General features: G+C 71.9%; 23 protein-coding genes. 20 read left to right on the plus strand and 3 right to left on the minus strand.

Translation table 11 applies throughout. From position 1 onward, the window contains the following. Nucleotides 1-98: 98 nt before the first annotated feature. The gene (gene bldD, locus ACWEJX_RS26775; RefSeq protein WP_403796741.1) at nucleotides 99-602 is read right to left on the minus strand and encodes a transcriptional regulator BldD; all 504 of its coding nucleotides are present in this window, start codon (nucleotides 600-602) and stop codon (nucleotides 99-101) included. 246 nt (nucleotides 603-848) lie between these two features. Between bldD and pyrR the strand changes: the two genes are divergently transcribed. The 13 genes from pyrR (at nucleotide 849) to metK (ending at nucleotide 15,250) form a co-directional block, all read left to right on the plus strand. Next, nucleotides 849-1,415 carry a bifunctional pyr operon transcriptional regulator/uracil phosphoribosyltransferase PyrR gene (pyrR, locus tag ACWEJX_RS26780; RefSeq protein WP_451609965.1) on the plus strand — a complete coding sequence of 189 codons (567 nt, stop codon included), beginning with the start codon at nucleotides 849-851 and terminating at the stop codon, nucleotides 1,413-1,415. A gap of 86 nt (nucleotides 1,416-1,501) precedes the next feature. Next, nucleotides 1,502-2,470 (plus strand): aspartate carbamoyltransferase catalytic subunit, encoded by a 969-nt coding sequence (locus ACWEJX_RS26785; protein WP_451609966.1) that lies wholly within the window; start codon nucleotides 1,502-1,504, stop codon nucleotides 2,468-2,470. 22 nt (nucleotides 2,471-2,492) lie between these two features. Further along, the gene (locus ACWEJX_RS26790; protein WP_451609967.1) at nucleotides 2,493-3,779 is read left to right on the plus strand and encodes a dihydroorotase; all 1,287 of its coding nucleotides are present in this window, start codon (nucleotides 2,493-2,495) and stop codon (nucleotides 3,777-3,779) included. After that, nucleotides 3,776-4,363, plus strand: a complete 588-nt coding sequence (locus ACWEJX_RS26795) for a PH-like domain-containing protein (RefSeq protein ID WP_451609968.1) — start codon at nucleotides 3,776-3,778, stop codon at nucleotides 4,361-4,363. Before ACWEJX_RS26790 ends, ACWEJX_RS26795 begins: the two co-directional genes overlap by 4 nt. Then, on the plus strand, nucleotides 4,360-5,502 hold the full coding sequence (gene carA, locus ACWEJX_RS26800) for a glutamine-hydrolyzing carbamoyl-phosphate synthase small subunit (RefSeq protein WP_451609969.1): 1,143 nt from the start codon (nucleotides 4,360-4,362) through the stop codon (nucleotides 5,500-5,502). The genes ACWEJX_RS26795 and carA overlap by 4 nt, the downstream gene beginning before the upstream one ends. Then, nucleotides 5,495-8,803 carry a carbamoyl-phosphate synthase large subunit gene (gene carB, locus ACWEJX_RS26805; protein WP_451609970.1) on the plus strand — a complete coding sequence of 1,103 codons (3,309 nt, stop codon included), beginning with the start codon at nucleotides 5,495-5,497 and terminating at the stop codon, nucleotides 8,801-8,803. The genes carA and carB overlap by 8 nt, the downstream gene beginning before the upstream one ends. Nucleotides 8,804-8,884: 81 nt before the next feature. Continuing rightward, nucleotides 8,885-9,994 (plus strand): quinone-dependent dihydroorotate dehydrogenase, encoded by a 1,110-nt coding sequence (locus ACWEJX_RS26810; protein WP_403796722.1) that lies wholly within the window; start codon nucleotides 8,885-8,887, stop codon nucleotides 9,992-9,994. Beyond that, nucleotides 9,991-10,854, plus strand: coding sequence for an orotidine-5'-phosphate decarboxylase (pyrF, locus tag ACWEJX_RS26815; RefSeq protein WP_451609971.1), 864 nt, complete (start codon nucleotides 9,991-9,993; stop codon nucleotides 10,852-10,854). Before ACWEJX_RS26810 ends, pyrF begins: the two co-directional genes overlap by 4 nt. 323 nt (nucleotides 10,855-11,177) lie before the next feature. Continuing rightward, complete coding sequence (locus ACWEJX_RS26820; RefSeq protein ID WP_030493613.1) at nucleotides 11,178-11,501, plus strand: integration host factor; 324 nt, start codon at nucleotides 11,178-11,180, stop codon at nucleotides 11,499-11,501. 73 nt (nucleotides 11,502-11,574) lie between these two features. Next, entirely contained in the window at nucleotides 11,575-12,138 is a 564-nt protein-coding gene (gene gmk / locus ACWEJX_RS26825) for a guanylate kinase (RefSeq protein ID WP_451609972.1), read from the plus strand. 52 nt (nucleotides 12,139-12,190) lie between these two features. Beyond that, on the plus strand, nucleotides 12,191-12,463 hold the full coding sequence (gene rpoZ / locus ACWEJX_RS26830; protein WP_030810584.1) for a DNA-directed RNA polymerase subunit omega: 273 nt from the start codon (nucleotides 12,191-12,193) through the stop codon (nucleotides 12,461-12,463). A 101-nt stretch (nucleotides 12,464-12,564) separates the two neighbouring features. Continuing rightward, entirely contained in the window at nucleotides 12,565-13,779 is a 1,215-nt protein-coding gene (gene coaBC / locus ACWEJX_RS26835; protein ID WP_451609973.1) for a bifunctional phosphopantothenoylcysteine decarboxylase/phosphopantothenate--cysteine ligase CoaBC, read from the plus strand. A gap of 262 nt (nucleotides 13,780-14,041) precedes the next feature. Next, nucleotides 14,042-15,250: a methionine adenosyltransferase gene (gene metK / locus ACWEJX_RS26840; RefSeq protein WP_451609974.1), complete on the plus strand. Its 1,209-nt coding sequence runs from the start codon at nucleotides 14,042-14,044 to the stop codon at nucleotides 15,248-15,250. A gap of 56 nt (nucleotides 15,251-15,306) precedes the next feature. Here the strand turns inward: metK and ACWEJX_RS26845 are convergent, their stop codons facing one another. Continuing rightward, complete coding sequence (locus ACWEJX_RS26845) at nucleotides 15,307-15,990, minus strand: hypothetical protein (RefSeq protein WP_451609975.1); 684 nt, start codon at nucleotides 15,988-15,990, stop codon at nucleotides 15,307-15,309. A gap of 295 nt (nucleotides 15,991-16,285) precedes the next feature. Here ACWEJX_RS26845 and ACWEJX_RS26850 point away from each other — a divergent pair, with 295 nt between their 5' ends. Continuing rightward, nucleotides 16,286-18,445 carry a primosomal protein N' gene (locus tag ACWEJX_RS26850; protein ID WP_451609976.1) on the plus strand — a complete coding sequence of 720 codons (2,160 nt, stop codon included), beginning with the start codon at nucleotides 16,286-16,288 and terminating at the stop codon, nucleotides 18,443-18,445. Between the two features lie 224 nt (nucleotides 18,446-18,669). Here ACWEJX_RS26850 and ACWEJX_RS26855 read toward each other — a convergent pair whose 3' ends face one another. Then, entirely contained in the window at nucleotides 18,670-19,191 is a 522-nt protein-coding gene (locus ACWEJX_RS26855) for a hypothetical protein (protein ID WP_451609977.1), read from the minus strand. A 233-nt stretch (nucleotides 19,192-19,424) separates the two neighbouring features. Here ACWEJX_RS26855 and fmt point away from each other — a divergent pair, with 233 nt between their 5' ends. The 6 genes from fmt to rpe all read left to right on the plus strand — a co-directional run bounded on the left by fmt (nucleotide 19,425) and on the right by rpe (nucleotide 26,218). Further along, on the plus strand, nucleotides 19,425-20,357 hold the full coding sequence (fmt, locus tag ACWEJX_RS26860; RefSeq protein WP_451609978.1) for a methionyl-tRNA formyltransferase: 933 nt from the start codon (nucleotides 19,425-19,427) through the stop codon (nucleotides 20,355-20,357). 89 nt (nucleotides 20,358-20,446) lie between these two features. Further along, nucleotides 20,447-21,886 (plus strand): RsmB/NOP family class I SAM-dependent RNA methyltransferase, encoded by a 1,440-nt coding sequence (locus ACWEJX_RS26865; RefSeq protein WP_451609979.1) that lies wholly within the window; start codon nucleotides 20,447-20,449, stop codon nucleotides 21,884-21,886. 241 nt (nucleotides 21,887-22,127) lie between these two features. Next, nucleotides 22,128-22,523 carry a hypothetical protein gene (locus ACWEJX_RS26870; RefSeq protein WP_451609980.1) on the plus strand — a complete coding sequence of 132 codons (396 nt, stop codon included), beginning with the start codon at nucleotides 22,128-22,130 and terminating at the stop codon, nucleotides 22,521-22,523. Between the two features lie 8 nt (nucleotides 22,524-22,531). Further along, nucleotides 22,532-24,364, plus strand: coding sequence for an alpha/beta hydrolase (locus ACWEJX_RS26875; protein ID WP_451609981.1), 1,833 nt, complete (start codon nucleotides 22,532-22,534; stop codon nucleotides 24,362-24,364). Then, a complete protein-coding gene (locus tag ACWEJX_RS26880) occupies nucleotides 24,361-25,329 on the plus strand; it encodes a hypothetical protein (protein ID WP_451609982.1) in 969 nt (322 codons plus the stop codon). Before ACWEJX_RS26875 ends, ACWEJX_RS26880 begins: the two co-directional genes overlap by 4 nt. 205 nt (nucleotides 25,330-25,534) lie before the next feature. Then, nucleotides 25,535-26,218: a ribulose-phosphate 3-epimerase gene (rpe, locus tag ACWEJX_RS26885; protein WP_451609983.1), complete on the plus strand. Its 684-nt coding sequence runs from the start codon at nucleotides 25,535-25,537 to the stop codon at nucleotides 26,216-26,218. Nucleotides 26,219-26,240 lie beyond the last annotated feature (22 nt).

Below are 26,240 nucleotides of genomic sequence, written 5' to 3' on the forward strand. Positions count from 1 at the left end.
ACCGCGACCGAGCTCCGCCGACTCCAGCCGCTCGCCGGTCCAGCGCAGGTTCGGGCTCCCGGGGCCCCGGCGGCACGTTTCTGCGACGACCCGGCAGGTCAGCTCGCGTCCTCGTGGGCGACCGCGCGGCGCGCGTCCGCGTCGAGCACGCCCCAGCTGATCAGCTGCTCGGTGAGGACCGAGGGGGACTGGTCGTAGATCACGGCGAGGGTGCGCAGGTCGTCCTGGCGGATCGACAGCACCTTGCCGTTGTAGTCACCGCGCTGCGACTGGATCGTCGCCGCGTAGCGCTGCAGCGGGCCGGCCTTCTCCGCGGGCACGTGGGCCAGCCGCTCCAGGTCCAGGACCAGCTTCGGCGGCGGCTCGGCGGCCCCGCCCGGCGTGGTGCCCGGCAGCAGCTCCTGCACCGGCACCCCGTAGAAGTCAGCGAGCTCGGCAAGCCGCTGCACGGTCACGGCGCGGTCGCCGCGCTCGTAGGACCCCACCACGACCGCCTTCCAGCGGCCCTGGGACTTCTCCTCCACGCCGTGGAGGGAAAGGCCCTGCTGGGTGCGGATCGCACGGAGTTTGGCCCCGAGCTGCTTTGCGTATTCGCTTGACATAACGCTCCCGCTCGCTGTGACGAAGTGCGGCTGCGCCGCGCGGCTGGTAACTCACTGTGAGGTTACGCAGCGTGACACTCTCCCGTCAAGCCGAATGGTCCATACCGCCCCCTCCCGAGGGACGGCGCCCGGAGTGGCGCACGGGTGGTGAACAGGCACGCCGTCCGCCCCTGGTAAGGTGGACGGCGCAATTCCGACGTCCTTTAAGGTCCGTCCCGTGAGGCGGAGAAGGAGGTCCGTTTTCACATGGACGCTCAAGCGCAGTACACCGATACGGCGAGGCCCGTTCTCGAGGCCCCCGACATCGCGCGGGTTCTGACCCGCATCGCCCACGAGATCGTCGAGCGCGCCAAGGGCGCCGACGACGTGGTCCTCCTCGGCATCCCGACCCGCGGTGTGTTCCTCGCCCGCCGGCTCGCCGAGAAGCTCGAATCGATCACCGGCACCGCCATCCCTGTCGGCTCCCTCGACATCACGATGTACCGGGACGACCTGCGGCTGAAGCCGGCCCGCGCCATCGGGCGCACGGAGATCCCCGGCGACGGCATCGACGGCCGTCTCGTCGTCCTCGTCGACGACGTCCTCTTCTCCGGCCGCACCATCCGCGCCGCGCTCGACGCCCTCGGCGACATCGGCCGCCCGCGCGCCGTCCAGCTCGCGGTCCTCGTCGACCGCGGCCACCGCGAACTTCCGATCCGCGCCGACTACGTCGGCAAGAACCTCCCCACGTCGCTGCGGGAGACGGTCAAGGTCCAGCTCGCCGAGGAGGACGGTCGCGACACCGTGCTGCTCGGCAGCAAGCCCGCCTCCTGACACCTTCACCGGCCCCTGACGGGAGCCGGGGCACACCCCTGCGCACCCGTCTGCCCTCATCCTCCCCACCACGGAGAAAAACCCCGATGATGCGTCACCTCATCTCGGCCGCCGACCTCACCCGCGACGACGCCGTCCTGATCCTCGACACCGCCGAGGAGATGGCACGGGTGGCCGACCGGCCCATCAAGAAGCTTCCGACCCTGCGCGGCCGGACCATCTGCAACCTCTTCTTCGAGGACTCCACCCGCACCCGGATCTCCTTCGAGGCGGCCGAGAAGCGCCTCTCCGCCGACGTGATCAACTTCGCGGCCAAGGGCTCCAGCGTCTCCAAGGGCGAGTCGCTCAAGGACACCGCGCAGACCCTGGAGGCGATGGGCGTCGACGCCGTCGTCATCCGGCACAGCGCCTCCGGCGCCCCGTACCGCCTGGCCACCTCCGGCTGGATCGACGCCCCCGTCATCAACGCCGGTGACGGCACCCACCAGCACCCCACCCAGGCCCTGCTCGACGCCTTCACCATGCGCCGCCGCCTGGTCGGCCGCGACGCCGGTCTCGGCAAGGACCTGGCCGGCAAGCGCATCACGCTCGTCGGCGACGTCCTGCACAGCCGGGTCGCCCGCTCCAACGTCGACCTGCTGCACACCCTCGGCGCCGAGGTCACCCTGGTGGCCCCGCCCACCCTGGTCCCGGTCGGCGTGGAGAGCTGGCCCTGCGAGGTCTCGTACGACCTCGACAGCGTGCTGCCGAAGTCCGACGCGGTGATGATGCTGCGTGTGCAGCGCGAGCGGATGAACGCCGCCTTCTTCCCGACCGAGCGCGAGTACTCGCGCCGCTACGGGCTCGACGGCGACCGGATGGCGAAGATGCCCGAGCACGCCATCGTCATGCACCCCGGCCCCATGGTCCGCGGCATGGAGATCACCGCCGAGGTCGCCGACTCCGACCGCTGCACGGTCGTCGAGCAGGTCGCCAACGGCGTCTCCATCCGGATGGCCGTCCTCTACCTGCTGCTCGGCGGCTCCGAGCCCGCCGCCCCCGTCACCACCGCCTGACCACCGAGGAGAACCGAACCCCATGAGCAAGATCCTGATCCGTGGTGCGAAGGTGCTCGGCGGCGAGGCGCAGGACGTCCTGATCGACGGCGAGGTCATCGAAGCCGTCGGTACGGGCCTGTCGGCCGAGGGCGCCCAGGTGATCGAGGCCGAGGGCCAGATCCTCCTCCCCGGCCTCGTCGACCTGCACACCCATCTGCGCGAGCCGGGCCGAGAGGACTCCGAGACCGTCCTCACCGGCACCCGCGCCGCCGCGTCCGGCGGCTACACGGCCGTCTTCGCCATGGCCAACACCCACCCGGTCGCCGACACCGCCGGCGTCGTCGAGCAGGTCTACCGCCTCGGCAAGGAAGCCGGCTACTGCGACGTGCAGCCCATCGGCGCCGTCACCGTCGGCCTGGAGGGCAAGAAGCTCGCCGAGCTCGGGGCCATGCACGACTCCGCCGCCGGCGTCACCGTCTTCTCCGACGACGGCAAGTGCGTCGACGACGCCGTGATCATGCGCCGCGCCCTGGAGTACGTGAAGGCGTTCGGCGGCGTCGTCGCCCAGCACGCCCAGGAGCCCCGGCTCACCGAGGGCGCCCAGATGAACGAGGGCGTCGTCTCCGCCGAGCTGGGCCTCGGCGGCTGGCCGGCGGTCGCCGAGGAGTCGATCATCGCCCGCGACGTCCTCCTCGCCGAGCACGTCGGCTCCCGCGTGCACATCTGCCACCTCTCCACGGCCGGCTCCGTCGAGATCGTCCGCTGGGCCAAGTCCCGCGGCATCGACGTCACCGCCGAGGTCACCCCGCACCACCTCCTCCTCACGGACGAGCTGGTCCGCTCGTACAACCCGGTCTACAAGGTCAACCCGCCGCTGCGCACCGAGCGTGACGTGATGGCGCTGCGCGAGGCCCTCGCCGACGGCACCATCGACATCGTCGCCACCGACCACGCCCCGCACCCGCACGAGGACAAGGACTGCGAGTGGGCCGCCGCCGCCATGGGCATGGTCGGCCTGGAGACCGCGCTCTCCGTGGTCCAGCAGACGATGGTCGAGACCGGACTGCTCGACTGGGCCGGCGTCGCCGACCGGATGTCCGTCAAGCCCGCGCAGATCGGCCGGGCCACGGGGCACGGACGCCCCGTCTCGGCAGGTGAGCCCGCCAACCTGACCCTGGTCGATCCGGCATACCGTGGTGTCGTGGACCCCGCCGACTTCGCCTCCCGCAGCCGCAACACCCCCTACGAGGGCCGCGAGCTGCCGGGACGCGTCACCCACACCTTCCTGCGGGGCCGGGCAACGCTCGTCGACGGGAAGCTGGCGTGACACCACTCGTACCACTCGCAACCCTGGCGCACCTCGCGGCGGAGCAGAAGTCCGCCGAGGTCACCGACTGGGCCGGACGGCTCGGCTGGGTCGCCGGACTGCTGCTCTTCATCACCCTCGTCTACTGGCTGATGCGCCAGGGATGGAAGTGGCGCGGCAGCCTCCAGTCCGACCTCCCGGAACTCCCCGAGGTGCCGCAGGCCCCGGGTGAGGCCAAGCTGAGGCTCAGCGGCCGCTATCACGGCTCCACCACCGCCGGACAGTGGCTCGACCGGATCGTCGCCCACGGCCTCGGGCTGCGCAGCCGCGCCGAGCTCACCCTGACGGACGCCGGGATCAGCGTCGTACGCCCTGGGGCGAACGACTTCCTCATCCCGGCCGCGGCCCTGCGCGAGGCCCGCCTCGACAAGGGCATCGCCGGCAAGGTCCTCACCGAGGGCGGCCTCCTGGTCGTCACCTGGGAGCACGGCGGCAAGCTGCTCGACTCCGGCTTCCGCGCCGACCGGGCGGACGACCATGCCGCCTGGGTCGAGACCCTGAACAACCTGAACACCGCAAGCACGACGGAAGGCATCGCACGATGACAACCTCCACCAGGGGAGCCAGCAAGGTTCCCGCCGTACTCGTCCTGGAGGACGGCCGCATCTTCCGCGGCCGCGCCTACGGGGCCGTGGGGGAGACCTTCGGCGAGGCCGTGTTCTCCACCGGCATGACCGGCTACCAGGAGACCCTCACCGACCCGTCGTACCACCGCCAGGTCGTCGTCATGACCGCCCCGCACGTCGGCAACACCGGCGTCAACGACGAGGACCCCGAGTCCGCCCGCATCTGGGTGGCCGGCTACGTCGTCCGCGACCCCGCCCGGGTGCCCTCCAACTGGCGCGCGCAGCGCTCCCTCGACGAGGAGCTGCGCCACCAGGGCGTCGTCGGCATCCAGGGCATCGACACCCGCGCCCTCACCCGCCACCTGCGCGAGCGCGGCGCCATGCGCGTCGGCATCTTCTCCGGCAGCGCACTCCCCGACGAGGGCACCATGCTCGCCGAGGTCCGCCAGGCGCCCGAGATGAGCGGCGCCGACCTCTCCGCCGAGGTCGCCACCAAGGAGACGTACGTCGTCCCCGCGATCGGTGAGAAGAAGTTCACCGTCGCCGCCGTCGACCTCGGCATCAAGGGCATGACCCCGCACCGGATGGCCGAGCGCGGCATCGAGGTCCACGTGCTGCCCGCCACCGCCACCGCCGAGGACGTCTACGCCGTCGCCCCCGACGGTGTGTTCTTCTCCAACGGCCCGGGCGACCCGGCCACCGCCGACGGCCCCGTCGCCGTCATGCAGGAGGTCCTGCGCCGCAAGACCCCGCTCTTCGGCATCTGCTTCGGCAACCAGATCCTCGGCCGCGCGCTCGGCTTCGGCACCTACAAGCTGAAGTACGGCCACCGGGGCATCAACCAGCCGGTCCAGGACCGCACCACGGGCAAGGTCGAGGTCACCGCGCACAACCACGGCTTCGCCGTCGACGCGCCGCTCGACAAGGTCTCCGAGACCCCCTTCGGGCGCGCCGAGGTCTCCCACGTGTGCCTGAACGACAACGTCGTGGAGGGCCTGCAGCTGCTCGACCAGCCGGCCTTCTCCGTCCAGTACCACCCCGAGGCGGCCGCGGGCCCGCACGACGCCGCGTACCTCTTCGACCGCTTCGTGACCCTCATGGAGGCCGAGCGTGCCTAAGCGCACCGATATCCAGTCCGTCCTGGTCATCGGCTCCGGCCCGATCGTCATCGGCCAGGCCGCCGAGTTCGACTACTCCGGCACCCAGGCCTGCCGGGTCCTCAAGTCCGAGGGCCTGCGCGTCATCCTGGTCAACTCCAACCCGGCCACGATCATGACCGACCCGGAGATCGCCGACGCCACCTACGTCGAGCCGATCACCCCGGAGTTCGTCGAGAAGATCATCGCCAAGGAGCGCCCCGACGCCCTCCTGCCGACGCTGGGCGGCCAGACGGCCCTCAACACGGCGATCTCCATGCACGAGCAGGGCGTCCTCGAGAAGTACGGCGTCGAGCTCATCGGCGCCAACGTCGAGGCGATCCACAAGGGCGAGGACCGCGACCTCTTCAAGGGCGTCGTCGAGGCCGTCAACGCCAAGATCGGCCACGGCGAGTCCGCCCGCTCGGTCATCTGCCACTCGATGGACGACGTCCTCAAGGGCGTCGAGACGCTCGGCGGCTACCCCGTCGTCGTCCGCCCCTCCTTCACCATGGGCGGCGCCGGCTCCGGCTTCGCCCACGACGAGGAGGAGCTGCGCCGCATCGCCGGCCAGGGCCTCACGCTCTCCCCGACCACCGAGGTGCTCCTGGAGGAGTCCATCCTCGGCTGGAAGGAGTACGAGCTGGAGCTCATGCGCGACAAGCACGACAACGTCGTGGTCGTCTGCTCCATCGAGAACTTCGACCCCATGGGCGTGCACACCGGTGACTCGATCACCGTCGCCCCGGCGATGACGCTCACCGACCGCGAGTACCAGGTGCTGCGCGACATCGGCATCGCGATCATCCGCGAGGTCGGCGTCGACACCGGCGGCTGCAACATCCAGTTCGCGGTCAACCCGGAAGACGGCCGCATCATCGTCATCGAGATGAACCCGCGCGTCTCCCGCTCCTCCGCGCTCGCCTCCAAGGCCACCGGCTTCCCGATCGCCAAGATCGCCGCCCGGCTCGCCGTCGGCTACACGCTGGACGAGATCCCGAACGACATCACCGAGAAGACCCCGGCCTCCTTCGAGCCGACCCTCGACTACGTCGTCGTCAAGGCCCCGCGCTTCGCCTTCGAGAAGTTCCCGTCCGCCGACTCCACGCTGACCACGACCATGAAGTCGGTCGGCGAGGCCATGGCGATCGGCCGCAACTTCACCGAGGCCCTGCAGAAGGCCCTGCGCTCCCTGGAGAAGAAGGGCTCGCAGTTCGCCTTCACCGGCGAGCCGGGCGACAAGGCCGAGCTGCTGCGCGAGGCGGTCCGCCCGACCGACGGCCGGATCAACACGGTGATGCAGGCCATCCGCGCGGGCGCCACGCCCGAGGAGGTCTTCGAGTTCACGAAGATCGACCCGTGGTTCGTCGACCAGCTCTTCCTCCTCAAGGAGATCGCCGACGAGCTCGCCGCCGCCGAGAAGCTCGACCCCGAGCTGCTCGCCGAGGCCAAGCGGCACGGCTTCTCCGACGCCCAGATCGCCGACATCCGCGGCCTGCGCGAGGACGTCGTCCGCGAGGTACGGCACGCCCTCGGCGTCCGCCCGGTCTACAAGACGGTCGACACCTGCGCCGCCGAGTTCGCCGCCAAGACCCCGTACTTCTACTCCTCGTACGACGAGGAGAGCGAGGTCGCGCCGCGCACCAAGCCCGCCGTGATCATCCTGGGCTCCGGCCCGAACCGCATCGGCCAGGGCATCGAGTTCGACTACTCCTGCGTCCACGCCTCCTTCGCGCTCAGCGACGCGGGCTACGAGACCGTGATGGTCAACTGCAACCCGGAGACCGTCTCCACGGACTACGACACCTCCGACCGGCTCTACTTCGAGCCGCTCACCCTGGAGGACGTCCTGGAGATCGTGCACGCCGAGTCGCTCGCCGGTCCCATCGCCGGTGTCGTCGTCCAGCTCGGCGGCCAGACCCCGCTGGGTCTCGCCCAGGCGCTCAAGGACAACGGCGTGCCGGTCGTCGGCACCTCCCCGGAGGCCATCCACGCCGCCGAGGACCGCGGCGCCTTCGGCCAGGTGCTCGCCGACGCGGGCCTCCCGGCCCCGAAGCACGGCACCGCGACCACCTTCGCCGGCGCCAAGGCCATCGCCGACGAGATCGGCTACCCCGTGCTCGTGCGCCCGTCGTACGTGCTCGGCGGCCGCGGCATGGAGATCGTCTACGACGAGGCGCGCCTGGAGGCGTACATCGCCGAGTCCACCGAGATCTCCCCGACCCGCCCGGTCCTCGTCGACCGCTTCCTCGACGACGCCATCGAGATCGACGTCGACGCGCTCTACGACGGCGAGGAGCTGTACCTCGGCGGCGTCATGGAGCACATCGAGGAGGCCGGCATCCACTCCGGCGACTCGGCCTGCGCCCTGCCCCCGATCACCCTCGGCGGCTTCGACATCAAGCGCCTGCGCGCCTCCACCGAGGCCATCGCCAAGGGCGTCGGCGTGCGCGGCCTGATCAACATCCAGTTCGCGATGGCCGGCGACATCCTGTACGTCCTGGAGGCCAACCCGCGCGCCTCCCGCACCGTCCCCTTCACCTCGAAGGCGACCGCGGTGCCGCTCGCGAAGGCCGCCGCCCGCATCTCGCTCGGCGCCACCATCGCCGAGCTGCGCGCCGAGGGCCTGCTGCCGAAGACCGGCGACGGCGGCACCCTGCCGCTCGACGCGCCGATCTCCGTCAAGGAGGCCGTGATGCCGTGGTCGCGCTTCCGCGACGTGCACGGCCGCGGTGTCGACACCGTCCTCGGCCCGGAGATGCGCTCCACCGGCGAGGTCATGGGCATCGACGCGGTCTTCGGCACGGCGTACGCCAAGTCGCAGGCCGGCGCCTACGGCCCGCTGCCCACCAAGGGCCGCGCGTTCATCTCGGTCGCCAACCGGGACAAGCGCTCGATGATCTTCCCGGCCCGTGAGCTGGTCGCCCACGGCTTCGAACTGCTCGCCACCTCCGGCACGGCCGAGGTGCTCAAGCGCAACGGCATCAACGCCACGATCGTGCGCAAGCAGTCCGAGGGCGAGGGCCCGAACGGCGAGAAGACCATCGTCCAGCTCATCCACGACGGCCAGGTCGACCTGATCGTCAACACCCCGTACGGCACCGGCGGCCGCCTCGACGGCTACGAGATCCGTACGGCGGCGGTGGCCCGCTCCGTCCCGTGCCTGACCACGGTCCAGGCCCTCGCGGCGGCCGTCCAGGGCATCGAGGCCCTCGGACGCGGCGAGGTGGGCGTCCGCTCGCTCCAGGAGCACGCGGAGCACCTGACCGCGGCCCGCGACTAAGCAGCCCGAACGACGAGGGGGGCACCGGCACGACCTGCCGGTGTCCCCCTCGTCACGAGCAGACCTGGACATCTGAGGCATATGTACAAGTTCTTCTTCAACCTGGTCTTCAAGCGGATGGACCCCGAGAAGGCCCACTACCTGGCCTTCCGCTGGATCCGGCTCGCGGCCCGCACCCCGGTCCTGCGCACCTTCGTCGCGGCCGTCCTCGCCCCGCGCCACAAGGAGCTGCGCACCGAGGCTCTGGGCCTGCGCATGCACGGCCCCTTCGGCCTCGCCGCCGGCTTCGACAAGAACGCCGTCGCCATCGACGGCATGTCCATGCTGGGCTTCGACCACGTCGAGATCGGCACCGTGACGGGCGAGGCCCAGCCGGGCAACCCCAAGAAGCGGCTCTTCCGGCTGGTCCAGGACCGCGCCCTGATCAACCGCATGGGCTTCAACAACGAGGGCTCGGCCGCCGTCGCCGCCCGCCTGGCCGCCCGCAACCCGGTCTTCAGGACCGTTGTCGGCGTCAACATCGGCAAGACCAAGGTCGTGCCCGAGGCCGAGGCCGCCGCCGACTACGTGAAGTCCACCGAGCGGCTCGCCCGGCACGCCGACTACCTGGTCGTCAACGTCTCCTCGCCGAACACTCCGGGCCTGCGCAACCTCCAGGCCACCGAGTCGCTGCGCCCGCTGCTCACCGCCGTACGCGAGGCCGCCGACCGCTCCGTGACCGGCCGCCGCGTCCCGCTCCTGGTCAAGATCGCCCCCGACCTCGCCGACGAGGACGTGGACGCCGTCGCCGACCTGGCCCTGGAGCTCGGCCTCGACGGCATCATCGCCACCAACACCACCATCGCCCGCGAGGGCCTCGGCCTGAAGTCCGACCCGGCCCTCGTCAAGGAGACCGGCGGCCTGTCCGGCGCCCCCGTCAAGCAGCGCTCCCTGGAGGTGCTGCGCCGCCTCTACGCGCGCGTGGGCGACCGGATGGTGCTCGTCGGCGTCGGCGGCATCGAGAACGCCGAGGACGCCTGGCAGCGGATCCTGGCCGGCGCCACCCTGATCCAGGGCTACAGCGCCTTCATCTACGAGGGCCCGTTCTACGCCCGCGCCATCCACAAGGGCCTCGCCGCGCGCCTCGCGGCCTCCCCGTACGCCACCCTCGCCGAGGCCGTCGGCGCCGACACCCGAAAGGCCGCGAAGTGACCCTGGAGAACAACCCGGCCCCCGCCCTGGCCCCCTTCGGCACCCGCCTGCGCGCCGCCATGGACGAGCGCGGCCCGCTGTGCGTCGGCATCGACCCGCACGCGGCGCTGCTCGACTCCTGGGGCCTGGCCGACGACATCGCGGGCCTGGAGCGCTTCACGTACACCGTTGTCGAGGCGCTGGCCGGCACCGTCGCCGTCTTCAAGCCGCAGGCCGCCTTCTTCGAGCGCTTCGGTTCGCGCGGCGTCGCCGTCCTGGAGCGCGCGACCGCCGATCTGCGGCAGGCCGGCGGCCTGGTCGTGATGGACGCCAAGCGCGGCGACATCGGCTCCACCATGGGCGCCTACGCGGAGGCGTTCCTGCGCCCCGACTCGCCGCTCTTCTCGGACGCGCTGACGGTCTCCCCGTACCTCGGTTACGGCTCCCTGAAGCCGGCCGTCGACCTCGCCCGCGCGTCCGGCGCCGGGCTCTTCGTCCTCGCCCTGACCTCCAACCCGGAGGGCGCGGAGGTGCAGCGCGCGGTCCGCGAGGACGGCCGGACCATCGGCGCGACGATGCTGGCGCACCTGGCCGAGGAGAACGCGGGGGAGACCCCGATGGGCTCCTTCGGCGCGGTCGTCGGCGCCACGCTCGGCGATCTGTCCGCCTTCGACCTGGACATCAACGGCCCGCTGCTCGCGCCCGGCATCGGCGCCCAGGGTGCGACCCCGGCCGACCTGCCGAAGGTGTTCGGCGCGGCCGTCCGCAACGTGGTCCCGAACGTCAGCCGTGGGGTCCTGAAGGCGGGTCCGGACGCCGGTGCGCTGCGCGCCGCGGCGGAACGCTACGCGAACGAGATCCGGGAGTCCGTGGCCGGCTGAGGCACCCCGGAGGCCTTCCGGGGCGCTTTCTCGCCAATCCGCAGGTCGGAGCGGCGTGTCTGAGCCGTCTCACTCCTTGACAAAAGTTGACCCAAAATCGGGTCGAAATGCCCGAAAAGTCCTGGTCGGTCGATGCTGACCAGGACTTTTCCTCTGTTCTCGCTGACTGGAGCGCCCGTGGCCGCTAGTCTCCGGGACAGAGTCGGCGTTCGGCGTACTCCACGCGGTTCGCTGCTCCACTGGTGTGGGCGCTCCACTCGTGTGGCGTGCCCGGCTTCCCACCGGTCCGTATCCGACAGTTCGACATCCGAGGTGACGTAGGCGTGGCTCTTCCGCCCCTTACCCCTGAACAGCGCGCAGCCGCGCTCGAAAAGGCCGCCGCGGCTCGCCGGGAGCGGGCCGAGGTCAAGAATCGACTCAAGCACTCCGGCGCCTCGCTCCACGAGGTCATCAAGCAGGGCCAGGAGAACGACGTCATCGGCAAGATGAAGGTCTCCGCGCTGCTGGAGTCCCTGCCGGGCGTGGGCAAGGTCCGCGCCAAGCAGATCATGGAGCGCCTCGGCATCTCCGAGAGCCGTCGTGTGCGCGGTCTCGGTTCCAACCAGATCGCCTCCCTGGAGCGCGAGTTCGGCGGCGCCGGCGCCTGAGTGCGCCCCGGCGGCACCGGCGGCCCGGGACCGCGCGTCCCGGGCACCCCGGTGAAGCTGGAATAATCGCTGCATGGCAGCAGAGGTACGTCCGCGGCTGACCGTGCTCTCCGGCCCCTCCGGGGTGGGGAAGAGCACGGTCGTCGCTCATATGCGCAAGGTCCACCCCGAGGTCTGGCTCTCGGTGTCGGCCACGACACGGAAGCCGAGGCCCGGCGAGAAGCACGGCGTCCAGTACTTCTTCGTCACGGACGACGAGTTCGACAAGCTGGTCGCCAACGGCGAGCTGCTGGAGTGGGCCGAGTTCGCGGGCAACCGCTACGGCACCCCGCGCCGCGCGGTCCTCGACCGCCTGGAGGCCGGCGAGCCCGTACTCCTGGAGATCGACCTCCAGGGCGCGCGCCAGGTGAAGGACTCCATGGCCGAGGCCCAGCTGGTCTTCCTGGCCCCGCCGAGCTGGGAGGAGCTGGTCCGCCGGCTCACCGGCCGCGGCACCGAGTCGCCCGAGGTCATCGAGCGCCGGCTGGACGCCGCGAAGATCGAACTCGCGGCCGAGTCGGAGTTCGACACCACGCTCGTCAACACCTCGGTCGAGGACGTCGCGCGCGAGCTGCTAACGTTGATGAACGTTGTCTGATCTTTTATCCGTCATGATCCGTGATCGGATATCCATCTTCGGAAGGTAGAGCGTGTCCTCTTCCATCACCGCGCCCGAGGGCATCATCAACCCGCCGATCGACGAGCTGCTCGAGGCGACGGACTCCAAGTACAGCCTCGTGATCTACGCCGCCAAGCGCGCGCGCCAGATCAACGCGTACTACTCGCAGCTGGGCGAGGGCCTGCTCGAGTACGTCGGTCCGCTCGTCGACACCCACGTCCACGAGAAGCCGCTCTCGATCGCGCTGCGCGAGATCAACGCGGGCCTGCTGACCTCCGAGGCCATCGAGGGCCCGGTCCAGTAAGCACCGCACCCGGCAGTATCGACCACAGGCCCGGCGGAACATCCGCCGGGCCTGTGGTGTCTCATGGAGTCGTACGCATCCGAGTGCGGGGAGTGGCAATCGTGACCAAGCCGAAGGTCGTCCTGGGCGTGAGCGGCGGCATCGCCGCCTACAAGGCGTGCGAGCTGCTGCGCCGGCTCACCGAGTCCGGGCACGACGTCCGTGTCGTCCCCACCGACTCCGCCCTGCACTTCGTCGGCGCGGCCACCTGGTCCGCCCTCTCCGGCAATCCCGTCTCCACCGAGGTCTGGGAGAGCGTCCACGAGGTCCCGCACGTCCGCATCGGCCAGGCCGCCGACCTCGTCGTCGTCGCCCCCACCACCGCCGACATGCTGGCCAAGGCCGCCCACGGCCTCGCCGACGACCTGCTCACCAACACCCTGCTCACCGCCCGCTGTCCGGTGGTCTTCGCCCCGGCCATGCACACCGAGATGTGGGAGCACCCGGCCACCCAGGAGAACGTGGCCACGCTGCGCCGCCGCGGCGCCGTCGTCATCGAGCCCGCCGTCGGCCGCCTCACCGGCGTCGACACCGGCAAGGGCCGGCTGCCCGACCCCGGCGAGATCTTCGAGATCTGCCGTCGCGTCCTCGCTCGGGGGGTCGCGGTGCCCGACCTGGCCGGCCGCCATGTCGTGGTCAGCGCCGGCGGCACCCGCGAGCCCCTCGACCCGGTCCGCTACCTGGGCAACCGCTCCTCCGGCAAGCAGGGCTACGCCCTCGCCAAGGCCGCCGCGGCCCGCGGCGCCCGGGTCACCCTGATCGAGGCCAACACCGGGCTGCCCGACCCGGCGGGCGTCGACGTGGTGCGGGTCGGCACCGCCGTCCAGCTCCGCGAGGCCGTCCTGAAGGCCGCCGCGGACGCGGACGCGGTCGTGATGGCGGCGGCGGTGGCCGATTTCCGCCCCGCCTCCTACGCGACCGGAAAGATCAAGAAGACCGACGACGGCGGCGCGCCCACCATCGAGCTGGTCCGCAACCCCGACATCCTCGCCGAGATCTCCGCCGAGCGCGCGCTGCCCGGCCAGGTCGTCGTCGGCTTCGCCGCCGAGACGGACGACGTGCTCGCCAACGGACGCACCAAGCTCCGCCGAAAGGGCTGTGACCTGCTGGTCGTCAACGAGGTGGGGGAGCGCAAGACCTTCGGCTCGGAGGAGAACGAGGCGGTGGTCCTCGCCGCCGACGGCGCCGAGACCCCCGTACCGCACGGGCCGAAGGAGGCCCTCGCGGAGACGGTCTGGGACCTCGTGCTGCCGCGTCTGCGTACCGTGTCGGAGTGAATTCCGCGTCAACGCGGCACGGCGTGCGCACGGCGCCGGGCCGGCGACGGGAAACCCCGCACTTTCGGACAAAGGGCCAGGTCTGGGGCCTGATCATCGCGCGGTTCAAGGTCGGATACCGCACAGATCACGCTATCCACGGCCGGGGACCTGGCCATCTGCCCGATCGTGCCCGATAGACTGTTCTCGGAACGTCGCGGGGCGCAGCCCCCTGCCGGTCCGCAATCGATAGCCAGCAGCCGCTGCAACCCCAGGGAGCGTTGTGTCCCGTCGACTGTTCACCTCGGAGTCCGTGACCGAGGGTCACCCCGACAAGATCGCTGACCAGATCAGCGACACCATCCTCGACGCGCTGCTCAAGGAGGACCCCACCTCCCGCGTCGCCGTCGAGACGCTGATCACCACCGGCCTCGTGCACGTCGCAGGTGAAGTCACCACCAAGGCGTGGGCGGACATCCCCACCCTCGTTCGCGGCAAGATCCTCGAGATCGGGTACGACTCCTCGAAGAAGGGCTTCGACGGCGCCTCCTGCGGCGTCTCGGTCTCCATCGGGTCGCAGTCCCCGGACATCGCGCAGGGCGTCGACAGCGCCTACGAGGCCCGCGTCGAGGGCGACGAGGACGAGCTCGACAAGCAGGGCGCCGGCGACCAGGGCCTGATGTTCGGCTACGCGTCGGACGAGACCCCGGAGCTCATGCCGCTCCCGATCTACCTCGCGCACCGCCTCTCGCGCCGCCTGACCGAGGTCCGCAAGAACGGGACCATCCCGTACCTGCGCCCCGACGGCAAGACCCAGGTCACCATCGAGTACGACGGCGACAAGGCCGTCCGCCTCGACACGGTCGTCGTCTCCTCGCAGCACGCCTCGGACATCGACCTCGAGTCGCTCCTCGCGCCGGACATCCGCGAGTTCGTCGTCGAGCACGTCCTCAAGCAGCTCGTCGAGGACGGCATCAAGCTCGACACCGACGGCTACCGCCTCCTGGTCAACCCGACCGGCCGCTTCGAGATCGGCGGCCCGATGGGCGACGCCGGCCTCACCGGCCGCAAGATCATCATCGACACCTACGGCGGCATGGCCCGCCACGGTGGCGGCGCCTTCTCCGGCAAGGACCCGTCCAAGGTCGACCGCTCGGCCGCCTACGCCATGCGCTGGGTCGCCAAGAACGTGGTCGCCGCGGGCCTCGCCTCCCGCTGCGAGGTCCAGGTCGCGTACGCGATCGGCAAGGCCGAGCCCGTCGGCCTCTTCGTCGAGACCTTCGGCACCAACACGGTCGACACGGACAAGATCGAGCAGGCCATCGCCGAGGTCTTCGACCTCCGCCCGGCCGCGATCATCCGCGACCTCGACCTGCTCCGCCCGATCTACGCCCAGACCGCCGCCTACGGCCACTTCGGCCGTGAGCTGCCGGACTTCACCTGGGAGCGCACGGACCGCGTGGACGCGCTGAAGAAGGCCGCCGGCCTGTAAGCGGCACTGTGGTCGACGAAGGCCCGGCACCCTGGGGGTGCCGGGCCTTCGTCGTGTCATAGGGCGCGGAAGTCGTCGCCACCCCCGTCCTCGTGGTCGTCCGGCTTCGCCGCTTCCCCGACTTCCCCGTCTTCCTCGTCGGAGGCGCGGTAGGGGCATTCCGCTTCGTCCGCGAGCTGCTCCAGAGTCTCCGCCCCGGGCATCTGGGCCGCTCGGGTGGCCTCGGCCATCCGTCGCAGGAGAAGCGTCCGACGCGGATCCTCCGCGCCCAGCCCGGCGTCGTCCATCATCTGTACGAACGCGTCGGCGAGAGTGCCGGCCCTCCGCTCGCCCTCCTCCTCGGCAGCCTCCTCACCGGATGACCACTCCGCCTGCGGACCGTCCACGTAGCGCCGCAGCTGCTCCGGCACCGGCCGGCCGTTGGCCACCGACGTGAGCTGGGCGAGCAGGCCGATGTCCGCCACCGCCTTGTCCACCTGGTCGTCGTTCCTGGCCAGCCACCACACGACCGCGCTGCCTGTCGACGTCAGCACGTCCTCGCCCAGATACGCCCGCTTGCTCTGCTCCCACTTGCGCTCGTGCTCCCAGACGGCCTCGTCCTTGCGTACGGTCGCCAGCTTGTCGAGCCGCTCGCGGTCGGCGTCGGAGAGCGTCACCTGGATGTTCTCGGCCATGGCGAGCACCCGGCCGGTCGGATCGGGCTGCATCGTGGCCAGCTCGCCGCTGAGCTGGTGCTGCACCAAGCTGCTCAGCTGTGCCTTGCTCTAGTGGACCCGCACCGCGAGGCCGTCCAGCGTCATTCCGATCGCCAGCCGTCTCCGGCGCAGCTCTGGACCGAACTTCGACAACGCTTCCACCTTCGCTCCCCTCATGCCGCGAAACAGCCTGGGTCGGGTGGCGACGCGGCAACAAGGCGGTCCAGGCTGTTTCACGTTTCCACCTGCACCGGCGGGGCCGACAGAGCGCCGATTCGGCCAGTACGTGGCCGATCCCGTGCGGCGGGCATTGTCCGAGGCGTCTGGTAGGTATGACGCTGTGAGCAGCGAGAACGAGAAGTCGGGCGTGGGGGAGCCGGGGCCGGCCGGGCAGCCGGAGCCCGAGCAGCTCGCGCTCATCCGGGAGACCGTGCGGCAGGCGAAGGTGCCGCGGGCCAAGCCGCGGACGTGGCGGGGGGCCGCGCTGGCGAAGGAGCTGCCGGTGGCCCGTGTCGTGGTGAACAAGGGCGTGCTCCACCTCGACCAGTTCTTCGACTACGCCGTGCCGGAGGAGCTGGACGCGGCGGCACAGCCCGGAGTGCGGGTGCGGGTGCGGTTCGGGGCCGGGGCGCACAAGGTGCGCGGCGGGCGGCGCGAGGGCGGGCGGCTGATCGACGGGTTCCTGGTGGAGCGGCGCGCCGAGTCGGACTACTCGGGGCCGCTGGCCGCGCTCGCCGACGTCGTGTCACCGGAGCCGGTGCTCGGGCCGGAGCTGCTCGGGCTCGCCCGGGCGGTCGCCGACCGGTACGCGGGGAGTCTCGCCGACGTGCTCCAGCTCGCCGTGCCGCCGCGCAACGCGAGCGCCGAGCGCAAGCCCTCGCCCGAGCCGCTGCCGCCGCCCGCCGCGCCCGCGCCGGGGAGCTGGGTGCGCTACGAGCGGGGGGCCGCGTTCCTGGAGTCGCTGGCGCGCGGCGGCGCGCCGCGGGCTGTGTGGAACGCGCTGCCCGGTCCGCACTGGGCCGAGGAGATCGCCCGGGCCGTCGCCGCGACCCTCGCCTCCGGGCGCGGCGCGCTCGTCGTCGTCCCCGACGGCAGGGTCGCCGCCCGCGTCGACGCGGCCCTCACCGGGCTGCTCGGCGAGGGCCGGCACGCCCTGCTCACCGCCGAGGCCGGCCCCGAGAAGCGGTACGCGCAGTGGCTCGCCGTCCGGCGCGGCGCCGTGCGGGCCGTCGTCGGCACCCGGGCGGCCATGTTCGCACCCGTACGGGAGCTGGGGCTCGCCGTCATCTGGGACGACGGCGACTCCAGCCACAGCGAGCCGCACGCCCCGCAGCCGCACGCCCGGGACGTGCTGCTGCTGCGCGCCGCCCACGACCGCTGCGCCTTCCTGCTCGGCTCCACCAGCTGCACCGTCGAGGCCGCCCAGCTCGTCGAGTCCGGCTGGGCCCAGCCCCTGCTGCCGGCCCGCGAGCGGGTGCGTACGGCAGCGCCGCTCGTCCGCACCGTCGGCGACACCGACCTCGCCCGCGACGAGGCCGCCCGCGCCGCCCGGCTGCCGACGCTCGCCTGGCAGGTGGTGCGCGAGGGACTGAAGACGGGCCCGGTGCTCGTCCAGGTCCCGCGCCGGGGTTACGTACCGAGGCTGGCGTGCGAGCGGTGCCGGACGCCCGCCCGCTGCCGGCACTGTTCCGGGCCCCTGGAGGCCCCCGAGCAGCGGGAGCTGCACTGCGGCTGGTGCGGCCGGGGCGCGCCCGACTGGCACTGCGTGGCCTGCGGCTCCGACCGGCTGCGCGCCCAGGTCGTCGGCGCCCGGCGCACGGCCGAGGAGCTGGGCCGGGCGTTTCCGGCCGTGCCCGTACGGACCTCCGGTCGCGACCACGTCCTCGACCGGGTCCCCGGGCGCCCCGCCCTGGTGGTGAGCACCCCCGGCGCCGAACCCGTCGCCGACGGCGGCTACGCGGCCGCGCTGCTCCTCGACGGCTGGGCCATGCTCGGCCGCCCCGACCTGCGGGCCGGCGAGGAGGCGCTGCGGCGCTGGATCGACGCGGCCTCGCTGGTCCGTGGCCAGGGGGACGGCGGCACCGTCGTGGTCGTCGCCGAGCCGACCCTGCGGCCCGTGCAGGCCCTCGTCCGCTGGGACCCGGTCGGCCACGCCCAGCGCGAGCTCGCCGAGCGGGCCGAGCTGGGCTTCCCGCCGGTCTCCCGGATGGCGGCCGCCTCCGGCCCGCCGGAGGCCCTCGCCGCGTTCCTGGCCGCCGCCGAACTGCCCCCGGACGCCGAGATCCTGGGCCCCGTGCCACTCCCCGTCACCCGCCCCGGCGGCCCGCGCCGCCCCGGCGACACCCCGCCGGGCGAACAGTGGGAGCGGGCCCTGATCCGCGTCCCGCCGGGCAGCGGCGCGGCCCTGGCCACCGCCCTGAAGCAGGCCCAGGCGGCCCGCCTGGCACGGGGCGGCGGAGAACCGGTACGGGTCCGGGTGGACCCGCCGGACATCGGCTGACAGCCGTCCGACTGCCCGAGGCCGCGCGCGGCTGAGCGGAGGCCGCCCGCCCGCGTGAACGCCCGACAGCGTGAAGGCCGCTCGCGGGGGCGGGCGGCCTTCGGGGGGCGGCTGGGCGCCGGTCAGCCGTCGCGCGGGGCGGGGAACACCGACGAGCGGGTCGGCGGCCGGGCGGTGTTCGACCGCTGCGCGGGCCGGGGGCGCATCGGCTGCGCCGCTGCCGGTCAGCCGTTGCGCGGGGCCGGGAACGCCGGCGGGCGCGGCTCCTCGCGCAGGGTCCGGCTGCCGGAGGTCGGCTGCGGGGGCATGCTGCGGGCCGGCGGGACGACCGGCAGCGTGCGCGTCGCGCCCGCCTCCTGCGTACGGTCCTGCTCCAGGGGGCCGCCGCCCGGCTGCGGGGCGCGGCGGGAACCGTAACGGCGGTGCACCGCCTGCTTGGTGACTCCGAGCGCGGAGCCCACCGCGTCCCACGAGAACCCGAGCGAGCGGTCGAAGTCGACGGCCGCGGTCACCAGGGTCTCGACGCTGTCCCGCAGTTCCTGCGCGAGACGGACGGTCGGGGCGGGGGCGCGCCCGTAGACGACGAAGCCCGTCGAAGGGGCGGAGCGGCGAGGGCGGTAGACATTGCCCAGCTGGGCCGTCAGCGTGCGCAGTGCGTCCACCTGCCGCCGGACCCGCTCGATGTCCCGCACGAGCAGGTGCAGACTTGCCCGGGCCTGGGCGTCGTGGGTTGCGTGGTCGGCCATGGATGAGCCTCTCGAACCGGCGTGAAAAGGGGCGGGTCGCTGGGGGAGGGCGACCCGTTTCGGTCAATCTCTCTTGACCAACGCGCCACGGGGAGTTGGGTCACGCTGCGGGGGCGTATACGCATATGCGCGGGGCGCTCGTCCTCGCGTACGCCCCCGGGGGTGTCGCGGGCGGACGCGGCCTAGACTGGTGCGCTGCCCTTCCTACGCCCCGAGATACGAGGTTTTCGCGCGTGAAGCTCGTCTTCGCCGGCACCCCCGAGGTCGCCGTACCCGCCCTGGACGCCCTGCTCGCCTCCGGGCGGCACGAGGTGGCCGCCGTCGTCACCCGGCCCGACGCCCCCGCGGGGCGCGGGCGGCGGCTCGTCGCGAGCCCCGTCGCCGAGCGGGCGGCGGAGGCCGGGATCGAGGTCCTGAAGCCGGAGCGGCCGCGCGACGAGGCGTTCCTGGCCCGGCTGCGGGAGATCGCGCCGGACTGCTGCCCGGTCGTCGCGTACGGCGCGCTGCTGCCCCGCGTCGCCCTCGACATCCCCACCCACGGCTGGGTCAACCTGCACTTCTCGCTGCTGCCCGCGTGGCGCGGCGCCGCGCCCGTGCAGCACTCGATCATGGCCGGTGACGAGGTGACCGGCGCGTCCACCTTCCAGATCGAGGAGGGCCTGGACTCCGGGCCGGTGTACGGCGTCGTCACCGAGGACGTCCGCCCCACCGACACCAGCGGCGACCTGCTCACCCGGCTCGCCTTCGCGGGCGCCGGGCTGCTCGCGGCGACCATGGACGGCATCGAGGACGGCACCCTGAAGGCGGTCCCGCAGCCCGCCGACGGCATCAGCCTCGCCCCGAAGATCCAGGTCGAGGACGCCCACGTCGACTTCACCGCCCCGGCCCTCCGCGTCGACCGCGTCGTTCGCGGCTGCACCCCGGCCCCCGGCGCCTGGACCCTCTTCCGCGGCGAACGCCTCAAGCTCATCCAGGTCGCCCTCCTCCCGGACCGCACCGACCTCGCCCCCGGCGAACTCGCCGTCGGCAAGAACAACGTGTACGTCGGCACCGGCTCCCACGCCGTCGAACTGCTCTGGGTCCAGCCCCAGGGCAAGAAGCCGATGAAGGCGGCGGACTGGGCCCGCGGCGTACGGATCGCGGCGGGCGAGCGCGTCGGGGCCTGACCGGGCCCCGCGGGCCCGTTTTCCCCGGTCGTGGCGCGCGGACGTAGGCTGAGGGGGTTCGACCCCTCATTTCGTCACGCGGAGCACCTTTGAGCGAGCAGGCACGTCGTCGTGCGCCCCAGCCCACCTCGGGCAAGGCCCCCAGGCCCCACCGCCGGCCCAAGAAGGATCCCGTCCGGATCCTCGCGTTCGAGGTGCTGCGGGCCGTCGACGAGCGGGACGCGTACGCCAACCTCGTGCTGCCGCCGCTGCTGAAGAAGGCGCGGGAGAAGAACGAGGGGTTCGACGGGCGGGACGCGGCGCTGGCGACCGAGCTGGTGTACGGGACGCTGCGGCGGCAGGGGACGTACGACGCGATCATCGCGGCGTGCGTGGACCGGCCGCTGCGGGAGGTCGACCCGCCGGTGCTCGACGTGCTGTCGCTCGGCGCCCACCAGTTGCTCGGGACGCGGATCCCGAGCCACGCCGCCGTGTCCGCGACCGTGGAGCTGGCGCGGGTGGTGCTCGGGGACGGGCGGGCCAAGTTCGTGAACGCCGTCCTCCGCAAGATCGCGCAGGACGACTTCGAGACCTGGGTGGCGCGGGTCGCGCCGCCGTACGACGAGGACGCCGAGGACTACCTCGCGGTCGTCCACTCGCACCCCCGCTGGGTGGTGTCCGCGCTCTGGGACGCGCTCGGCGGCGGCCGGGCCGGCATCGAGGCGCTGCTCGCGGCCGACAACGAGCGGCCCGAGGTCACTCTGGTCGCCCGCCCCGGCCGCGCCACCGTCGCGGAGCTGGCCGAGGCCACCGAGACCGAGCCCGGCCGCTGGTCCCCGTACGCGCTCCGCATGGCGGAGGGCGGCGATCCCGGCACCATCGAGGCCGTACGGGAGAGCCGGGCGGGCGTCCAGGACGAGGGCAGCCAGCTCGTGGCGATCGCGCTCGCCAACGCGCCGCTCGACGGCCCCGACGCCCGCTGGCTCGACGGCTGTGCCGGCCCCGGCGGCAAGGCGGCCCTGCTCGGCGCCCTCGCCGCCGAGCGCGGCGCCGCCCTGCTCGCCTCCGAGAAGCAGCCGCACCGCGCCCGCCTGGTCGAGCGCGCGCTGGCCGGCAACCCCGGCCCGTACCAGGTCATCGCCGCCGACGGCACCCGTCCGCCGTGGGGCGAGGGCGCCTTCGACCGGGTCCTGATGGACGTGCCCTGCTCCGGGCTCGGCGCGCTGCGCCGCCGCCCCGAGGCCCGCTGGCGCCGCCGCCCCGGCGACCTCGACGGCTTCGCCCCGCTGCAGCGCGGGCTGCTCACCGAGGCGCTGCGCGCGGTCCGGATCGGCGGCGTCGTCGGCTACGCGACCTGCTCCCCGCACCTGGCCGAGACCCGGGTCGTCGTCGACGACGTCCTGAAGAAGGTCGGCGGCGCCGAGCTGATCGACGCCCGCCCGCTGCTTCCCGGCGTACCGGACCTCGGCGACGGTCCCGACATCCAGCTGTGGCCGCATCTGCACGGTACGGACGCGATGTACCTCGCGCTCATCCGCCGCACGGGCTGACCGCCCCCCGCCCCCTCCCTCGCCAACGCCCCGCAGGCGCCCGGCCGTTCGTCGCTTCCGTGACGCGCCCCGGGCGCCTCGGACGTCCCCTCACATGAGTACGGGTACTCATGAGTTGCCTGTTGCAGATGCGATGTAGTGTTCCTGCCTGGCGATCCACAGTGGGAAACGGGGGCTACGCGTGGCGTGGGACGAGTGGGAAGAGATAAAGGCCCAGGCGGCCGGCCGGCAGTCGGCTGCGATGCAGCTCAATCATGTCCCGGTCGAGCCCGACAGCGGCCCCAGCGCCGTGACCGGCGGCCTGAAGTCCAGCCAGAAGGCGTGGAACACGGCCGGCGAGGGGGTGGGCTCCCTGCGCGGGACCATCGGGACCGCCCTGACCAAACTGACGGACGGCCAGGCCGGGATCGGCGCCACCACGGGCTGCCTGACCGCGGCCGCGCAGAAGGACGTCTACGACTCCTGGAAGAAGTACGCCGAGAACGTCAGCAAACGGTGCGGCTCGCTCCAGGGCATCCTGCAGCAGGTCGGCCGCGACGTGCTGACGACCGATGACGCGGTGAAGGGCGAGATGGACCGGCTGAGCCGGGAGTACGCGGACACCGACGCCGTCGGCGGCCAGTCGAAGGGCCGGTGACGGCGGCGATGGACTACGCCACCCTCAAGGCCTTCAAGCCCTCCGAGTTCGAGGAAGCCGCCGACGGATACCGCGCCCTGGGCAACGCGGCCCAGGCGGCCAAGGACCACATCGAGAACACCGTCGCCACCGGGATGCGCAAGTCGCTGTCGGGCGAGTCGGCGGACGCCTCGCAGAAGCAACTGCAGGCCCTGGCGAAGAACTTCCACTACACCCTGACCGAGTGCCATGTGATCAGCACGGCCCTCAACGGGTTCGCCTACGACATGGCGGCGGCCAAGCGGAAGCTGGACGCGGCGATCGCCGACGCCCAGGCGGACGGCTGCACCGTGAACGGCGACGGCTCCGTCTCCTTCCCCGCGGGCCGTAAGCCGGGTGAGGAGAAGGACGCCGAGGGCGGCACGGTCACCGGCAGCGCCGGCGGGAACGCGACCTCCGACGCCCTGGAGCGCCAGGCGGCGAACATCCACCCGAACCCGCACTACGGCAAGGCCATGGCGTACGCCGACCGGATAGCCGACGCGCTCAAGGAGGCCACGGACGCGGACGCGAAGTGGGAGCCGAAGATACGGGCCCTGAAGGCCGATGACGACCTCACCGTGTCCGACAAGGACTGGACGGACGTCACGTCGGACACGAAGGGCGTGAGCGACGCCGCCGACGCCTACCTCCACTCGATCAAGGCACCGCCCAAGAACGACTGGCCCCAGGACAACGCCAACTGGTGGAACGGCCTGACGGACGAGCAGCGCGAAGCCTATGTCGCCATGCACCCCGCGAGCATCGGAGCGCTCGACGGCCTCCCGTCGACCGTCCGCGACGAGGCGAACCGCACCGTGTTCGCGGAACAACGCGCCGCCAAGCAGCTGGAGTACGACGCCTGGCTCACGAAGGAACCGGAGCACTACAAGCCCTACATCAGCCCCGTCACGGGGCGCGAGGTGAAGGGTGCGATGGTCCCGACGGACGAGTGGAAGAAGTGGGAGGAGAAGCGGAAGCAGCTGGAGAACGGCTACAAGGGAATGGACGCCATCCAGACCCGGTTCGACAGCTTCACGAGCGAGAGCAACCGTCCCTATCTGCTCGGGTTCGACGGCAACAACATGGGGCGTGCCATCGTCTCCATCGGGAATCCCGACACCGCCGACAACGTGGTGACGTACGTGCCCGGGACGTTCGCCAAGCTGGAGTCGATCGATGGCGACCTCCGCAGGGCCGAGCTGCTCCAGGCGAAGGCGGAGCGCACGGATATGACCCACTCGACGGCCTCCATCGTGTGGCTGGGCTACGACGCCCCGCAGGGCATCATGACCGATGCCACGGAGACCAAGTGGGCCGACAACGCGAAGGAGCCGCTCGGCAACTTCATCCAGGGCATCGAGGAGGCCAACCACCGCCAAGGCGGTGTGAACCAGACGCTCCTGGGTCACAGCTACGGCTCCCTGGTGGTGGGCGAGACGATGAGCGAGCACATCGACCTGCCGGTCAACAACGCGATCATGGTGGGCAGTCCGGGTGTGGGAGTGGACCACGCCAAGGACCTGAACATCCCGCCGGACCACGTCTTCGCGGCCACGGCCCAGAACGACCTGATCAACGCGGCCCCGCCGATCGCCAAGGACCCGCTCAGCCCGAAGGCGTACTGGGATACCTTCTTCGACGGCGACGCGATCGTGCACGGAACCGACCCGACCTCCGAAGACTTCGGAGGCAAGGTCTTCGAGGTCCCGAACGGGAAGCTGCCGCTCGTGCACGGCGAGATGATGCCCGCGCACTCCCAGTACTGGGACGAGAAGCCCCTCGGCAGCCTGGCGAAGATCGTGACCGGAGGACATCTGTGAAGCTGCGCAGAGTAATCCCGGCTGCCGCATTGCTGGCCATGACGATCATGGTGAGCGCGTGCGGGGCGCAGGGAGACGAACAGGAAACCGGCGGAAACGCACCGAAGCAGGTCACGATGAACGAGCAGCAGGCCATCGACAGGGCAGAGGAAATCATCCACCAGGCGGTGGACGGCATGTCTCCCAAGCCGACACTGGAGCGCGTTGGTCCCGCGCCGGTCGGTGCCTGCATCGCCAGGGACGACCACGGTCCTGACGACCGGGTACAGGTCACCGTCGCCTACAAGCTGACCGGTGTTCCGGCATCCGAGGCCAAGAACCTCGTGCGGCAGGCACGGGACGCCTGGCTGAAGCGGGGCTACAAGTACAACACCTCGGGCGAGGTCGACTGGTCCGGCCCCTTCCCGTCGGTCTACATGCGTACGGAGCCCGACGATTTCTGGATGGACGCCATGGTCGGCGTCGTGGATCGTGCCAAGGGTGAAGGCATTGCCTCGCTCGGCGTGACCTCGCCCTGCTTCCTCCCGCCGGGCAAGGCCTCGGCGGCGGGCGCGGCCGATCCCGCGGCGTTCGAGATCCCGGCGGCCGACAGGCCCGCCGGGCGCCGGGCCCTCGGCCACTCCAGCCGCATCTTTGACGCACTGCAGGTCGGGTCCGCGCCCACCCAGCCCGGGGAAGGTCTCGAAACGGTCCGGGACGACTCCGGGGCCACGGCGGTCCACCACACCTGGTCGACCGTGCCGCTGTCGGAGGAGGAGAGGGTACGGGCCGTGGCGCGCGTGGAGGCGTACTTCCGCGGCGCGGGGTGGCGCGTACGCCGCATGCCGACGCCGGAGGGCTTCCCGGCCCTCGTCGCGGGTCACCCCGAGGAGCGCACGGTCGCACAGGTCGTGGCCTCGGACACCGGTGCGCTGCGGGTCGCGGTGACGACGCCCCTCGACGGTGCGGAGCCCGTGGAGGCGTGACCGCCGCCTTCGCCTGATGCCTCCGCGTGACGCCGGCGCGGGGGCGCGAGCGACGGGGCGTACCGCGGGACGCGTGCTCCGGAGGGAGCCCGCGCCCGCGGAATCTCATGGTCTGTACCATTACGTCCCTCGTGCGGAACGGCCCCCGCGCAATCCGAACCGCTCCGCGGCAAAGAAGTCCTCAAGAACATGGCAGGCTTGGCACATGGCGCAGATCAATCCCAGCATCCTGTCCGCGGACTTCGCCCGGCTCGCCGATGAGGCGAAGGCGGTCGACGGGGCCGACTGGCTGCACGTCGACGTGATGGACAACCACTTCGTGCCCAACCTGACGCTGGGCGTGCCCGTCGTCGAGTCGCTGGCCCGGGCCACCGACACCCCGCTCGACTGCCATCTCATGATCGAGGATCCGGACCGCTGGGCCCCGCAGTACGTGGAGGCCGGCGCCGGCTCCGTCACCTTCCACGTGGAGGCCGCGGCCGCGCCCGTACGCCTGGCCCGGGAGATCCGCGCCAAGGGGGCCCGGGCGTCGATGGCGCTGAAGCCGGCCACGCCCATCGAGCCGTTCGAGGACCTGCTCCCCGAGCTGGACATGCTGCTGATCATGACGGTCGAGCCCGGCTTCGGCGGTCAGGCCTTCCTCGACATCATGCTGCCGAAGATCCGCCGCACCCGTGAGCTGATCTCCAAGCACGGTCTCGAGCTCTGGCTCCAGGTCGACGGCGGCGTCTCCGAGTCCACCATCGAGCGGTGCGCCGAAGCCGGCGCGGACGTTTTCGTGGCCGGTTCCGCCGTCTACGGAGCCGCCGACCCGGCCGCCGCGGTCCGCTCGCTGCGGGACAGGGCGGAGGCCGCGAGCGCCTCCGCCGCGTGGGCGTGTGGCCACTGAGCCTCCACTGACCCACCGGTAC

The sequence above is a fragment of the Streptomyces sp. NPDC004788 genome (assembly GCF_053601115.1).